This window comes from Sulfitobacter alexandrii, from assembly GCF_001886735.1.
Classification (GTDB): Bacteria; Pseudomonadota; Alphaproteobacteria; order Rhodobacterales; family Rhodobacteraceae; genus Sulfitobacter; species Sulfitobacter alexandrii.
The window spans coordinates 2,920,941-2,935,502 of record NZ_CP018076.1 but is presented as its reverse complement, the minus strand read 5'-3'; the positions used below and the strand labels follow the sequence as shown (position 1 = coordinate 2,935,502).

13 protein-coding genes are annotated in these 14,562 nt (G+C 66.5%); 10 read left to right on the top strand and 3 right to left on the bottom strand.

What is annotated here, in order from left to right:
* The first annotated feature begins 65 nt into the window (after positions 1–65).
* Genes BOO69_RS14380 through BOO69_RS14360 form a run of 5 tightly spaced genes read left to right on the top strand, consistent with a single transcriptional unit; the run spans position 66 to position 6,591 of the window.
* Positions 66–1,052: a TAXI family TRAP transporter solute-binding subunit gene (locus BOO69_RS14380; RefSeq protein ID WP_083545536.1), complete on the top strand. Its 987-nt coding sequence runs from the start codon at positions 66–68 to the stop codon at positions 1,050–1,052.
* Positions 1,049–1,519 (top strand): DUF1850 domain-containing protein, encoded by a 471-nt coding sequence (locus tag BOO69_RS14375; protein ID WP_071972799.1) that lies wholly within the window; start codon positions 1,049–1,051, stop codon positions 1,517–1,519. The genes BOO69_RS14380 and BOO69_RS14375 overlap by 4 nt, the downstream gene beginning before the upstream one ends.
* Positions 1,516–3,504 (top strand): TRAP transporter permease, encoded by a 1,989-nt coding sequence (locus BOO69_RS14370; RefSeq protein ID WP_071972798.1) that lies wholly within the window; start codon positions 1,516–1,518, stop codon positions 3,502–3,504. The genes BOO69_RS14375 and BOO69_RS14370 overlap by 4 nt, the downstream gene beginning before the upstream one ends.
* A gap of 34 nt (positions 3,505–3,538) precedes the next feature.
* Entirely contained in the window at positions 3,539–5,272 is a 1,734-nt protein-coding gene (locus BOO69_RS14365; protein ID WP_071972797.1) for a sensor histidine kinase, read from the top strand.
* Positions 5,269–6,591 (top strand): sigma-54-dependent transcriptional regulator, encoded by a 1,323-nt coding sequence (locus tag BOO69_RS14360; protein ID WP_071972796.1) that lies wholly within the window; start codon positions 5,269–5,271, stop codon positions 6,589–6,591. Before BOO69_RS14365 ends, BOO69_RS14360 begins: the two co-directional genes overlap by 4 nt.
* Positions 6,592–6,603: 12 nt before the next feature.
* On the opposite strand, the gene BOO69_RS14355 is transcribed toward BOO69_RS14360, so the two are convergent.
* On the bottom strand, positions 6,604–7,371 hold the full coding sequence (locus tag BOO69_RS14355) for an amidohydrolase family protein (RefSeq protein ID WP_071972795.1): 768 nt from the start codon (positions 7,369–7,371) through the stop codon (positions 6,604–6,606).
* Between the two features lie 86 nt (positions 7,372–7,457).
* Here BOO69_RS14355 and BOO69_RS14350 point away from each other — a divergent pair, with 86 nt between their 5' ends.
* The 5 genes from BOO69_RS14350 (at position 7,458) to BOO69_RS14330 (ending at position 12,106) form a co-directional block, all read left to right on the top strand.
* Positions 7,458–8,186: a GntR family transcriptional regulator gene (locus BOO69_RS14350; protein WP_071972794.1), complete on the top strand. Its 729-nt coding sequence runs from the start codon at positions 7,458–7,460 to the stop codon at positions 8,184–8,186.
* A gap of 27 nt (positions 8,187–8,213) precedes the next feature.
* Positions 8,214–9,164 (top strand): tripartite tricarboxylate transporter substrate binding protein, encoded by a 951-nt coding sequence (locus BOO69_RS14345; RefSeq protein WP_071972793.1) that lies wholly within the window; start codon positions 8,214–8,216, stop codon positions 9,162–9,164.
* Positions 9,164–9,598 (top strand): tripartite tricarboxylate transporter TctB family protein, encoded by a 435-nt coding sequence (locus BOO69_RS14340; RefSeq protein ID WP_071972792.1) that lies wholly within the window; start codon positions 9,164–9,166, stop codon positions 9,596–9,598. Before BOO69_RS14345 ends, BOO69_RS14340 begins: the two co-directional genes overlap by 1 nt.
* A gap of 13 nt (positions 9,599–9,611) precedes the next feature.
* Positions 9,612–11,114 carry a tripartite tricarboxylate transporter permease gene (locus BOO69_RS14335; protein WP_071972791.1) on the top strand — a complete coding sequence of 501 codons (1,503 nt, stop codon included), beginning with the start codon at positions 9,612–9,614 and terminating at the stop codon, positions 11,112–11,114.
* Between the two features lie 158 nt (positions 11,115–11,272).
* Positions 11,273–12,106 carry a helix-turn-helix transcriptional regulator gene (locus BOO69_RS14330; RefSeq protein WP_071972790.1) on the top strand — a complete coding sequence of 278 codons (834 nt, stop codon included), beginning with the start codon at positions 11,273–11,275 and terminating at the stop codon, positions 12,104–12,106.
* 19 nt (positions 12,107–12,125) lie between these two features.
* Here BOO69_RS14330 and BOO69_RS14325 read toward each other — a convergent pair whose 3' ends face one another.
* Complete coding sequence (locus BOO69_RS14325; protein WP_071972789.1) at positions 12,126–13,418, bottom strand: aspartate aminotransferase family protein; 1,293 nt, start codon at positions 13,416–13,418, stop codon at positions 12,126–12,128.
* 4 nt (positions 13,419–13,422) lie between these two features.
* Positions 13,423–14,499, bottom strand: a complete 1,077-nt coding sequence (locus tag BOO69_RS14320; protein ID WP_071972788.1) for a phosphotransferase — start codon at positions 14,497–14,499, stop codon at positions 13,423–13,425.
* Between the last annotated feature and the right edge of the window lie 63 nt (positions 14,500–14,562).

The following is a 14,562-nucleotide window of genomic DNA, read 5'->3' as shown; positions in this document are numbered from 1 at the left end:
AGTCTCTTGCTGTCGCGGGAGGAACGCGAGACCATCGGACTACGACAATAACTTGGGAGGATAGAATGCTTCACTCACTCATTCGCGCGCCGAAGGCCCTGATCGGCACGGCTGCGCTCATCGCGCTCGGCTTTGCCGCGCCTGCCACGGCCCAGACCCAGCTGTCCATTGCGACCGGTGGCACCGGGGGGGTCTATTACCCCATGGGCGGCGGCCTGGCCGAAGTCATCAACAACCATGTCGAAGGCTATTCGGCCACCGCGGAAGTGACCGGCGCCTCGGTCGAGAACATGGGTCTGATTGCCACCGGCGATGCCGACCTCGCCATTGGCCTCGCCGACACGGTCGCGCAGGCCTACGAAGGCACGGGCCGTTTCGAGGGCCAACAGCTGCCCATGGTTCGCGGCCTTGCCTCGCTCTATGCCAACATGATCCACATCGTCGCCCTGGCAGACAGCGGTATCACGTCGCTCGACGATCTGCGCGGCAAGCGCGTCTCGATCGGCGCGCCCGGCTCGGGCACCGAGGTCAACACGGCCGCAATTCTCGAAGCCAACGGCATCAGCTATGACGACATCGAGGAACAGCGCCTGAACTTCAACGAGACCGCGGATGCACTGGCCAACGGCGACATCGACGCGGGCTTCTGGTCGGTCGGCGCACCGACATCGTCGATCCTCAACCTGTCGACGACGCAGGACATCGTCATCATCGCCCTGACGGAAGAGCAGCTGGCAGCGGCCCGTGAGGCCGACGCGACCTTTGCGGTCACGACGTTGCCCGGCGGTACCTACACCGGCGTCGACGAAGATATCTCCGTCCTCGGCATCCCGAACGTGCTGACCGTATCTTCCGAGATGTCGGATGATCTGGCCTACGCGATCACCAGCTCGATGTTCGAGAACATCGCGGAACTCCAGGCCGTGCACCCCGCCGCGAACCAGACCACGGTCGAATTCACGCTGGATGCGACCCCGGTGCCGCTGCATCCCGGCGCGATCCGCTACTTCGAGGAAACCGGCGCCGAGATTCCGGACCGCCTGCGCCCGTGACACGCGGAACGAGAGGAGGGCTTCTGGCCCTCCTCCTGTCCGCCCCGGCGGTCGCCCTCGCGGCAGAGCTTGTCGCCACCCGTGAAACCGGCGAGGTCATCGCCCGGTTCGACGTGGCGCCCGGCGCAGGGTGGTGCGTGCTCTGGCATCACTCGGTCAAGGGGTTCGAGGTCTCCGACTGCTACGAGAACCGCGGGGGGCGCATGGTTCTGGTCTGGTCCCATCTGCCCGATTTCGCGGCGGGTCTGGATCACATACCGGGGCGCGGCCGACAGGTCACGGACGGACAGGGCGGCTATTTCATACTGGACATCGACGAACCCGTGCCCGGCGACGCCTATGTGCTGAGACCGGGATCCGGTCCCGTCGATCACCGGATCAGGATGGGTGACAGGGTGGTATCCCTGTCGGCGGTGGCCCCGCGAGAACGGGTGCGGATCGCCTTGGTTGGGACGGACGACGAATGACCACGGAAAACGATATCAATCCCGAAGCGGTCGCGCAGCCCCGCATCGTGCTGCGCGCCATCATGCTGATCGGCATCGCCCTGTCACTGTTTCAGCTTTGGGCGGCGGGCGTGCAGCCGCTCGGGCTGTTCTTCCAGCGGCCGATCCACCTCGGCTTCATCCTTGTGCTCTGCTTTCTCATCTTTCCCGTCTTCGGGCTCGACCGCCCCCGCGGCGCGCTGGGCTGGGCCATCGACGGGCCGCTGATCCTGTGCGGGATCGCGGCGGGCGCATGGGTGCCCCTGAACATCGACACCATCGCCAACCAGATCTTTCCGCGCCAGATCGATGTCTGGATGGGCATCCTGACCATCCTCGTGGTGCTCGAAGGGGCACGGAGGGCCGTAGGCCTCGGCATGACGATCATCGGCGCCGCCTTTCTCGTCTATGCCTTCGCGGGCAACCGGGGTGAACTGCCGTTCCTTTCCGACTGGATGCCCGGCATCCTGAACCACCGGGGGTATTCGCTGGATCGTGTCGCCAGCCAGATGACGCTGGGGGCCGAGGGCATCTTCGGCATTCCGCTGGGCGTCGCGGCAACCTTCGTGTTCATCTTCGTCCTTTTCGGCGCGTTTCTCGAAGCGACCGGCGCGGGCAAGTTCTTCATCGATCTGGCCTATGCCGCCACCGGGCGGCAGCGGGGCGGCCCCGCGAAGGCAGCGGTGATCGCCTCTGCCGGCATGGGGTCGATCAGCGGTTCCGCCATCGCCAACGTCGTCACGACCGGGGCATTCACCATCCCGCTGATGAAGAAACTGGGCTACCGCCCCGCGCAGGCCGGCGGGATCGAGGCCGCGGCGTCGACGGGCGGGCAGATCATGCCGCCGCTGATGGGGGCAGGTGCCTTCCTGATGTCCGAATTCACGCGGGTTCCCTACGTCGACATCGTGCTGATCTCGATCTTTCCGGCGGTGCTGTATTTTGGCATCGTCTACCTTCTGGTGCACATCGCCGCGGTCAAGCAGGGCATGACCGGCCTGCCGGGATCCGAGCTGCCGCGCACCCGCGCTGTCCTGGCCGAGGGCTGGCATTTCCTGCTTCCGCTGGTCGCTCTGATCGCGCTGCTGGTCGCGGGCTATTCCCCGATGCGCGTGGGCTTCTACGCCATCCTGTCCATCATGGCAGCCGCCGGCGCGCGCGCGCTCTGGACCTTTGCCGCGAGCGGGCCGACCCTTTCGGCCTTTGTCGCGCTGTGCCGAACCGGCATCAAGCTCACGCTCGACGCGCTGGAACTGGGGGCGCGCAACGCCGTGGCCGTGTCCATGGCCTGTGCCGTCGCCGGGATCATCGTCGGCGTGGTGGGCCTGACCGGGCTGGGGCTCAAATTCTCCGCCATGATGATCGCCTTTTCGGGCGGGAACCTGCTGCTGGCACTGCTGCTGGTCGTCATCGCGTCGCTGATCCTCGGCATGGGGCTGCCGGTGACGGCGGCCTACATCGTGCTCATCATCCTCGTCGGGCCGGCCCTGACCGAGGAATTCGGCATCCCGCTGCTCATCGCGCACCTTGTGGTGTTCTGGTATTCGCAGGACAGCAACGTAACGCCCCCGGTGGCATTGGCCGGGTTCGCGGGCGCGGCCATCGCAGGGTCGAAACCGATGGAGACCAGCGTACAGGCGTGGAAATACGCCAAGGGCCTCTACCTGATCCCGCTGTTCATGGTGTTCAACGAGGAAATCATCCTCGGCGGTCCGCTGCTGCTGGTCCTGTGGAGCGGCGCGATCGCGATCCTCGGGCTCGTCGCCTTTGCTGCCGTGCTCGAAGCCTTCCTGTTCGGCCCGATGCGGATCTGGATGCGGCTGCTGCTGCTGCCCGGCATCGTGGCGCTTTTCTGGCCGTCGCTGACCGTCGAATTCGTGGGCGCGGCGTTGGTCGTGGCCCTGCTTGCCCTCAACTGGGCACAGTCGAAGGGCGACCGTAACGGGGCCGCCGCCGCTGCGGGATGAGGGCCGGTGACCCGCCAAGGTACAGGGCGATGAGGTGACGCTTTTCCGCGCGCTTCTCTTGGCGGGCCTCGTTGCGGCGCTGGTCTGGACCGTGGCGCAATCCCGGGCCATCGCCACGGCGCGCCAGGAACTGGACCAGACCCTGCTGCTGACCACCCGCGCCGTGCAGGCCGAGATCGACCGCCTGCGCGCGTTGCCTGCCGTCGCGGCCGAAGATGCGCGGGTGCGCTCCGCGTTGTCCGCCAGCGGCTCGCTGCTCGACGCCAACCGCTATCTCGAAACGGTTGCCAACCACGCCGGCGCGGACGAGCTGTTCCTGATCGACAGCACGGGCCGGACCATCGCCGCATCGAACTGGAACCAGCCCGGCAGCTTTCTGGGACAGAATTACGCCTTCCGGCCCTATTTCAAGGACGCGCTCGCCACGGGGCAGGGGCAGTTCTATGCCATTGGCGTCACCACCGGCATACCGGGCTATTTCCTCTCGGCGCGGGTCGATCTGGACGGGACACAGGGGGTCATGGTGGTCAAGCTGGATCTGCGCCCCCTGCAGGAAACGTGGCGCGCGGCCGAGGCGGACGTGGCGCTGGCGGACGAGCATGGCGTCGTCTTCCTGTCCGCGCGGCCCGACTGGCAGTATCGGCCGCTGCAACCTCTGGCGCCGGACGTGCTGGCGCGCCTGCAGGCGGCCCGCGTCTACGAGGGCGTCGGGCTGGACCAGGCGGCGCCCCTGTTCTCGGCCCCGCCGGACGGGCCGGATGCGCGCGGCGACGGCTGGATCGCCAGGATCGGCCAGGTGCCGGGGACTTTGGGCAGGGTGATCGCGGTCCGCCCCCTCGGCGGGGTGCAACTGGCGGCGATCGGCTGGGCCGCGCTGGCGGCGCTCGCGACCCTTGCCGTCGCCGCAACGCTCAAGGGCATCGAACAGCGCCGGCAGATCGTCGCCATGCGCCTGTCGCAGTCCGAGCGGCTGGAGGCGATGGTCATCGACCGCACCGCCGATCTCGCCCGCGAGGTCGAGGCGCGCAAACAGGTGGAGACCGACCTGCGCGCCACGCAGGAGGCGCTGATCCACACGGAGAAGATGGCCGCGATGGGCCGGATGTCCGCCGCGATCGTGCACGAGATCAGCCAGCCGCTCGCCGCGATGGAGGCCACACTGGCCGCTGCCGAGATGGGGATCAAACCGGACGACACCCGCACGCCGGAACGCATCGGCAAGGCCCGCGACATGATCCGCCGCATGCAGCGCACCACCAAGCACCTCAAGAGCTTCGCGCGCAAGGACACCGTGCACCTCAGCCGTGTCGACCTGCGCGCGCCGCTCAGGTCCGCACTGGATCTCGTGCTGCCCCGCGCGCGTGCCGTGGGGGTCACCCCCGCGTTGCACCTTCCGGAACATCCGGTGACGGTGATGGCCGGAACCGTGCGCATCGAACAGGTCGTCGCGAACCTCCTGCTCAACGCGCTCGACGCGGTCGAAGGCATTGCGCAGCCCGGAATAGAGGTCAGCCTTTCGGTGGACGAAGGCGACGCCACCATCGTCGTGCGTGACAGCGGCACGGGGATCTCCGAGGCCGATCTGCCCCGCGTCTCCGAGCCCTTCTTCTCGACCAAGCACAGCGGCGAGGGACTTGGCCTCGGCCTTGCGATCTGCAAGGTGATCCTTGCGGATTTCGGCGGGACACTGGATATCAGATCGCAAGAGGCGCAGGGCACCGAGGTCACCGTGACCCTCCCGCGCGCGCCGCAGGAGAGCTTGTCATGACGCCCGCACGCGTGGACATCGTGGACGATGACGCCGACCACCTTTCGGCGCTGGCCGACCTCGTGGAGACCGCCGGCTACCGGGTGAGGGCCTTCGCGACGGCGGGCGACCTGCTGGCCGCGCTGTCCGAGCCGTCCGACATGATCATCAGCGACTTGCGGATGCCCGTGATGGACGGAATCGCGCTCATCAGGGCCCTGCGGGAACGGGCGGTAACGGTTCCGGTTGTCCTGCTGACAGGTCACGGGGACGTGGCACATGCGGTCGAGGCGATCCGCGCGGGCGCCGACGACTTCCTCGAAAAACCCTACGATTCGGCGCATCTGCTTTCCGTGATCCGCCGCACGACCGAGGCCGAAGCCGCCCGCCGGGAGGTCGCCCGCCTGCAGGACGAGCTGGGGCAACGTGACCAGGCCAGCATTCTGGGCCGGTCGCGCGCCATGCGCGCCCTGCGGGATCGTATTGCTGCCTTGGCGTCGGTCGATCTGGACGTGCTCATCACAGGAGAGACGGGCACCGGCAAGGAACTGGCGGCCCGCGCGATCCACGCGGGCAGTGCCCGGGCGGGCGGCCCCTTCGTCGCGCTGAATTGCGCGGCCCTGTCGGAGGCCACGGTGGAAACCACGCTCTTCGGCCACGGGGCGGGGGTCTTCGCCCATGATGCCACGGGCCGCGCCGGGAAGCTCGAGGCGGCGGACGGCGGCACGCTCATGCTGGACGAGGTGGAGACGATGCCGCCCGCGATCCAGGCCAAGCTGCTGCGCGTGCTGCAGGAAAGATCCGTTGAACGGATCGGGGAGACAGTTCCGCGTCCGCTCGATATCCGCGTGATCGCCACCACCAAGGCTTCCCTTCGGGTACAGGAAGGGTTCCGCCCCGATCTCTACTTCCGGCTTGCCGGGATCGAATTGACGACGCCGACGCTCCGCGAGGCGGGAGAGGACATCCCGCTCATCTTCGCCCATTACGCGCAGCTTGCCGCGCGCCGGTACGGCCGTTCTGATCCGGATCTGCCCTGGCCGCAGCGGCAGAAGCTGCGGCGGATGGCATGGCCCGGCAATGTCCGTGAACTGAAAGCCAGCGCCGAGGCCTATGCCCTTGGCCTCTTCGACCTGCCCGCGGCCGGTGGCGGCAGCCCGGGCGCGCTGACGCTGGCCGACCGGGTCGCCGATTTCGAAGCGCGCGAGATCGCCGCAGTGCTTGACGCGCACGTGGGCAACACGTTGCGCGCCGCCGAGACCCTCGGCCTGCCGCGCCGCACCCTGAACGACAAGATGCGGCGTTACGGGCTGAGTTCGGCCCCCGAAACCGAAAGCTGATCCCGGTCGAGATCAGGTCATGCCGTAAAGCGTTCTGGACGCTTCCGTGTCGTCAAACCGATCCGACACCTCTTCGAGGTTACCGGCAAAGGACGCCACGTTCTCGAAGCGTGTATGCGGCCAGTCGCTGCCCCAGACGAAGCGGTTCTCCGGCAGAAGGGTGGACAAACGATCGAGGTGGGCGCGCTGGTCCGGGATGCCACGGTAGGGCGCGCTCAGCTTGACAAAGAACGGCGCCCGGGTGGGGCAGGTCTCGAGCGCGTTCAGCCATGGCTCCTCCTGCGGATTCTCGGAGACCGGCAGGCCCATGTGGTCGATCACGACCGGCACCGGCACGCGCGACAGCCCCGGCAGGTAGTCCGCCCACCGTGCGCTCTCGAGCTGAATTTCGATGTGCATGTCGTGGGCCTGCAGAATGTCCAGGAACCGCTGTACGCTCCGGTCGGACACGTCGGGCAACTCCGCACCCGAAACGAGATTCCAGCGAACGCCGCGGACGCCCGCCTCCGCGAGGTCGCGCACGCCCGCTTCCGAACTGTTCAGCGTGATACAGGCAATGCCGGCGAATCGGTCGCGATCGACCTTGGAAAGGGCATGCAAAAGCTGGGAGTTGTCCGTTCCGAGAAAGCTGACCTGCACGATCACCCCGCCGCGCAGCCCGTGTTCGGACTGCAGGCGCAGCCAGGAGTCGAGCGGTGCAGGCGCGCCGGGCACATATCGCGCGTCCGGCACGGCGGTTACGCTTTCATAGACATGGGCGTGACAGTCGAAATTTATCACCGCGAAACCTCCACTTATTTACTTATATATAGAACTAGTTGACTAATGCGGTCAACCACGGTAGACCGACCGGCGGAGGAGACGATATGACACTTGCATCAACCGTCAGTGACGACAGGCTGCCCGCCTATCTGCGCCTGCGCGACGACATCGCGCGCCGCATCGCGGCCGGAGAGTGGAAGCCGGACGAGGCGCTGCCTTCGGACAACCGGCTGGCGGCGGAACATGCGCTTTCAGTCGGCACCGTGCGCAAGGCGCTGCAAAAGCTGTCGGACGAAGGGCTTCTCGAAAGACGGCAGGGTGCCGGAACTTTCCTGCGCAAGCCTGCCTTCGACGCGACGCTGTTCCGCTTCTTCCAGGTGCGCGAGCATGGTGCCGAACAGAGCATTCCCTCCAGCCGCCTGATCTCGCGCACGCAGGTCACGGCAACCGAACATGTCGCCAATGCCCTCGGGACCACCGAGGTCATCCGGATCGAGAGGCTGCGGTGCCTTTCCGAGCAACCGTTCCTCTACGAGGAGATCTTCATCCCGCAGGCCCGTTTCGCGGGCTTCGAGGCGATCCCCGCCGAGGAGATCGGTCCGCTTCTTTACCCGGTCTACTACGAGCGTTTCGGCGTATTCGTGGCCCAGGCCGAGGACGTGGTCAGTTTCGGGACCGCGGACCGCACGATTGCCCTGCGCCTCGGTCTGACAGAGGGCGATCCCGTCGCCCAGATCGAACGCACGGCCTTTGCCATGACAGGCGAAGCCATCGAATGGCGGGTCGCCTCCGGGCGGGCCGACCGCTTTCACTACCACAGCCGTATCGGCTGACACTTTGTCTTCAGAGGGAGGAAACCAATGAAAACCCTGCTTATCGGCGCAAGTGCGCTGGCCCTGTCCGCCGTGGCGGCATTTGCCGAATACCCCGAGCGCGCCATCGAGGTGACGATTCCGGCCCCTGCGGGCGGCGGCACGGACACCAGCGCGCGCAAGCTCGCGACGCTTCTCGAGGAAGAGCTCGGCACATCGCTTGCCATCCTCAACGTCGCCGGCGGCGGCGGCTCGGTCGGTGTCACGCAGTTCATGATGGACAAGCCCACGGGCTATTCCCTGCTGGCGACGTGGAACAGCCCGATCACGACGGTGCCACAGGTGCAGAACGTGGCCTATGACATCGACAGCTTCACACCCATCGCCTCGACGTCCGAAACGGCCTACACGATGTGCGTGAGCCCCGACTTCCCCGCCGAGACGGGAGAGGAGTTCCTCGCCGAGCTCGCGGCCAATCCGGGCAAGTACACCTACGGCAACGACGGCATCGGCGGCACGATGCAGATGGCGGCGGAGCGCATCTTTCAGGCCAAGGAGATCGAAGCCGTTGCCATCCCGTTTGGCGGCGCGGGTGAGACCTTGCAGAACTTCCTCGGCGGGCATGTCGATATCTATGGCGGATCCATCTCGCCCGTGCTGCCCTATACCGAGTCGGGCGAGGCGAAGTGCCTGATCGTGACCTCCGCGAACCCGGTCGAGGCGCTGCCGAAGGCCGCGGGTCTGGAAGAGCTGGGCCTTGGCGCGGAAGAGACACTGCTCTGGCGCATGGTGCTCGCGCCCGCCGGTCTCGATCCGGCCATCGCCGAACGTCTGGCCGCGGCGCTCGAGACCACCGTCAACGATCCTTCCTACGTCGAGTTTCTTGCCACCAAGGGCGAGATCCCGAATGTGGTGACGGGTGACGCGCTGGCCGAGCGGCTGCGCAACGAATACGACGCGCTCGCCAAGGTCGCCGAGAAGCTCGGCCTGGGCAGCTGATGGAACGGCGGCAGGATATCGCTCTCGGTGCCATCTTTGCCGCCCTGGGTCTTTACGCGGCGGTCAAGGCCGCCGCGTATTCCGGCGCATCGGGCACCTACCCGATGGTGCTGGGCCTCGTGCTGGCCGGCTTCGGGCTGTTGGTCGCGGTCAAGGCGGCCCTGCGCGGGCAGGCTATGCCGCGACCGCTGACCGACCACACCGGACGGGTGATCGTGACCGTGACGGCCGGTGCGATCTACCTTGCGCTGGTCCCGGTCCTTGGCTTCTACACCGCGTCGGCGCTCGTCGTGGTGGCCTTGCCGGCGGCGCTGGGCTTTCGCAAGCCTGTCTATCTGGTCCTGACCGCTGCCGTCTTCGTGGCCATCGTCTGGTCGGTCTTCTCGATCGTGCTCGAGAAACCGCTGCCAACCGAGTTCTGGCAAACCTTCTGATCGGGGCTGTTCCATGGATATCGTGACCCAAATTCTCTCGGGCGTCTTCGCGGTCGGGCCGGTGGCGGCAATGATCGGCGCCTCCATCCTTGGCGTCTTCATCGGGGCTTTGCCGGGGCTCAACCCTGTGATGGCCATCGCGCTGCTGCTGCCGCTGACCTACTCGATGGAGCCGCTGGTGGCGCTCGGGATGGTCGCGGGGATCTACAACGGGTCGATGTACGGCGGTGCCATTCCGGCCATACTCTTGCGTATCCCCGGCACGCCCGCCGCCATCGCGACCACCTTCGACGGCTACCCCATGGCGCAGCGCGGCGAAGCCTCGCGCGCGCTCAAGATCGCCTGCTGGTCCTCTGCCCTCGGCGGCACCGCGTCAGCCATCGCACTGATGACGATCGGCCCGATCCTGGCCCGGGCGACGCTGGCCTTCGGCCCGGCGGAGTACTTCTGGATCGCGATGTTCGGCATGGCGTCCATCGGCGTCCTGGTGGGGTCGGATGCGGTCAAGGGGCTCATGGCCGCGACACTGGGGCTGCTGCTCGGCACGGTGGGGCTGGACCAGCTGTCAGGCGCGGCGCGGTTCACCTTCGATCAGGTCTGGCTGCTGAGCGGTCTCGATCTCATCGTGATCCTTGTCGGGCTCTACGCCCTGCCGCCCGTCATCGCCCTGGCCGAGGCGGCCGACCTAAAGGGGCTTTCGGCGGCGCAGCTCAAGCTCGAGCCGGCGAAGGTGCCGTGGTCCGAAGTCCGCAGCTTCATCCCGACCTGGGTCCGCTCGTCGCTGATCGGTATCGGCGTGGGCATCCTGCCCGGCGCTGGCGGCAACATCGCGGCCTTCCTCAGCTACAACGCCGCCAAGAGCGCCAGTAAAGATCCCGACAGCTTCGGCAAGGGCAATCCTGCCGGCGTGGCGGCGGCCGAATGCGGCAACAATGCCGACAACGCGGCCTCGATGATCCCGGCGCTGACCCTCGGCATCCCCGGCAACGTCATCGCCGCGTTGGTGCTTGGCGCGCTCCTGATCCACGGGTTGCAGCCCGGCCCGCAGCTCTTTCACCAGAACCCCGGCCTCGTCGGCGGCTTCATGGTCCAGATGCTGCTGACGTCCCTGCTGATCCTCGCCGTCGGCGGCGCGGCGGCGACCAAGGTGTTCGCTCAGGTCCAGCGTCTGCCGGGCGTGCTGCTCGTGCCCACGATCCTCGTGCTGATGGCGGTCGGGGTCTATGTCATCAACGGCCGGGTCGTCGATCTGTGGATCATGTTCGCGGCCGGTCTCGCGGGCTATGTCTTCGAGAAGGTGAACGTGCCCCTCGCGCCCATCGTCCTTGGCCTGATCCTCGGACCCATGGCCGAACAGAACGTGCGCCGCGCGCTTCTGATCAGCCGTGGTGACATCACGGAACTGGTGACGCGACCGATCTCGGCCGTCATCGCGCTGGCGACCCTCGGGCTGATCCTCTTTCCCATCGTGGCGGCGTTTTCGCGGCGACGCCGCGCCGCAGCCGCAAAGCGGTAGGCATACGGACCTCGCCTCCGCTGCCCACAGCCGCACCGATCTCCATGAAAGACGGCATCCCGCCCGCGTGGACGCGGTGATGCAGGCGGTTCGCCAAGCACCAGTTCCCATGGGCCCAAGGACTTGTGCAGAGCGTCCGATACGTGAAAAGGTCCGACATGCGGAAAGAACTTCCAAGCCACACAAGGGATCTTGCGAAACTTCTGCCGAGCGACGCCCTGACCCGGCTGTTCGGCGAGATCGCGGACCTCGATGCCCATGTCGGCGCGCGGACGTTCCCCGAGGCTGTCGTCAACTGGGTGCGAAGCAGGATTCCGACGCAGTCCGTATCACTGTTTGAATTCGAAGCGGGGATGCAGCCCCGGACGCTTTTCAGCCATGCACCCGGCCATGATCCCAACATGGTCGAATACACCAACGGGATCTATGTCCTCGACCCGATGTACAGCCTGTTCGCGGAAGACCGGTTCTTCGGGACGGTGCTGCTGGACCTCGCGGGCAGCGAGGACCGCGAGATGCCGGAGACCTTTGCGCGCTACTGGATCAAGGTACTGGCCGACCACGAGATCGGCACGCTGATGCAGATCGGTCCCGACCGCTGTGCGCATCTGTCGATCTACGTTTCGCTGGGAGATGAGGTCCATGACGCGCTGGCCCTGATCAAGCTGGTCCACCCGGTTCTGACGGGCATGTTCCGGCGGCATCTTGTCCCGCATGTGCCTGAAAACGCCGCCTCGGAGGCCGCGCGTCGGCGCGTGCACGCGACGGTATCGAAGGTGATGAGCGATTTCGGGTCGGCCACGCTGACCGACCGGGAGCGGGAAATTTCCCAGCTTCTGCTCAAGGGCCATTCGTCGAAATCCATTGCCCGGATACTGGACATCTCTCCCGGCACCGCGGCGATCCATCGGTCGAACATCTACCGCAAGCTGGGCGTCACGGGACATGGCGAGCTGTTTTCGATGTTCATCGGCAAGTTGATCGACGGGTGAGGTCGGACCGCGCCCCGTCCTAGTGCCGCGCCAAGGCGGCATCCAGGGTTTCCAGCAGCAGGTCCGTCTCCTCTTTGCCAAAGACAAGGGGCGGGCGGATTTTCATGATGTTTCCGTGGGCGCCCATGCGCGAAACCAGCACGCCATGGTCCTTCATCCATTCGACGCAGGACATGCAGGTCGCCGCATCGGCCGCTCTGGTCGCGCGGTCCGCGACGAACTCGGCGGCGATGAACAACCCCTTGCCCCTGACATCACCGATCACGGGGTGTTTGTCGGCCAGCGCGCGCAGACGGGCGAACAGGTCGTCGGAGGTGTCCTTCACATGTCCAAGCAGGTTGTCGCGTTCCACGATCCTGAGGACGGCCTTTCCCACCTCGGCCGAGACCGGATTTCCCGCGAAGGTGTTGAAGTATTCTCCGCCCCGGTCGACGTAGGCCTGCATGATGTCCGGGGTGGTCGCCGTGATCGCCAGCGGGTGACCGTCGCCCATGGGCTTGCCCATGGTGACGATGTCGGGCACCACGCCGGAATCCATGACACCCCAGTAGTGGTCGCCGAGGCGACATAGACCCGACTGGACCTCGTCCGCGATGACCAGACCGCCTGCCGCACGAACGCGGCTGAAAATCTGCTGCTGGTAGACAGGCAACGGCGCAAAGATGCCCGAGCCGTCATAGATCGAGTCGACGATGACCGCCGCGACGCCGTGGCCTCTTTGCTGCAGCGTCTCGATGGCACTGTCGATCTGGGCCGCGTGATGGGCGGCAAAGCGGTCGGGGTCGTCTGACGGGACGCCGCGATAGGTGTCGGGCGCATCTATCTCGCAGATGTAGTCGGGGCAGGGGTCGGGCCGTATCGCGGGGGAAAGGTCCCGCACCAGCGTCGTTGCACCGTGGTAGGTGCCCCTGAGCACGATAAACCCCTTGTTGCCGGTGACGCGGCGGGCGATCTGGCAGGCGTAGTCGTTCGCCTCCGAACCGGTGCAGACGAAGTTGGAGACCGAGATGTCGCCGGGCAAGACCTCGGCCAGCATCTCGGCGTATTCGACGATGGAGTCGTGCAGGTAACGGGTGTGGGTATTGAGCCGCTGCGCCTGCCGGTGCAGCGCGTCGACCACTTCGGGGTGGCAATGGCCGACCGACGCCACGTTGTTGTAGCAGTCGAGATACCTGCGCCCCTCGGCGTCCCACATCCAGACGCCCTCGCCCCGGACAAGTTGGACAGGGTCGCGGTAGAAATGGCTGTACGCGGGACCAAGCACCTTGCGCCTGCGTGCCAGAAGTTCCTGATTGCCGGAAAAGGGGGACATGGGATCACTCCATCTGGTAGGCCGTATCCAGAACGCGGCGCGTGTAAGCCTCGGGGTCGGTGTCGAGCTCGCGCTCTAGTGCGCGGATGCACCGGGGCAGTTCGTTCCGGGCAAGGGATTCGGCCCCGGACAGGTCGTGCCGGACGCGGAAAGTCAGAAGCTCCACCGTCAGGATCATTCGGGCGAGGATCGCGTCGTGCAGGTAAGGCAGTTGGTCAAGCGGCAGCGTGCTTGCCTCGTCAAAGCCCTGCAGGCAGGCGATGGAAATGGCGACGGGGTCGACCTCGTGTTCGATCAGGCTGGCCAGCGCCACGGCAAGCTCCTGCAGGACGGGGCCGGCGATCATGTCGCCGAAGTCGATCAGTCCGCAGACCCGGTCGGGGTCGTCCGGCGCGATCAGGATATTGCCCGAATGGGCGTCGCCGTGAATCATCACTTGCGGCATGTCCCGCATGGCGGGCAGGCTGGCGGCGGCCAGCCGCCGGATGACGGGCTCGCAACGCGCGCGCAGGTGGTCCGGCAGGTAGTCCTGCGAAAGCTGGCGCGATTCCAGCAGGCCGTTCAGCGTGTTCCAGGGCATGAAGTGGGTTGCCGCGGGGTGCGAGAACCCCTCGAAAGCCCGATTGAGCCGGCCCAGCAGATGCCCGATGTCCCGAGCGAGTCCGTCGCTGACGTGGTTCGTCACGTTCAGCGGGGTGCCCGGCAGGAAGCTGAGCACGCGCAGGCTGAAGGTCTCGTCTGCGTGGTGGGCGGGGACGGTCAACGCGCCATCGCGGGCGGGGATCATGCGGGGAACGGGCAGGGTGCTGTCCAGTGCCGCAAGGTGCTCCAGCGCGGCGATCTGAAAGTCGATGAGCACGGTATCCTCGGACGGATTGGCGACCTTGGCCAGATAGTCGCCACCGGTCGTTCGGACGCGCGTGTTCTGGTCCCGCTCGCCGGCCAGCGGTTTCTGCGGGCCCTCGAGCCCGTAGTCCCGGCGCAACGCCTCGGCCAGGTGTGCCGGTGGCAGAGCAGGGGGCACAAAGCGCAGGTCCGCGACGGAAAGGGTGCCCTGGGGCGGGTTGGAAACGTGTGTCATGTCCGGAAGGAAGCCGGTTCGGCGCGAATACTCAATATTTCGAACTTAATAGAGGCGAGGGGC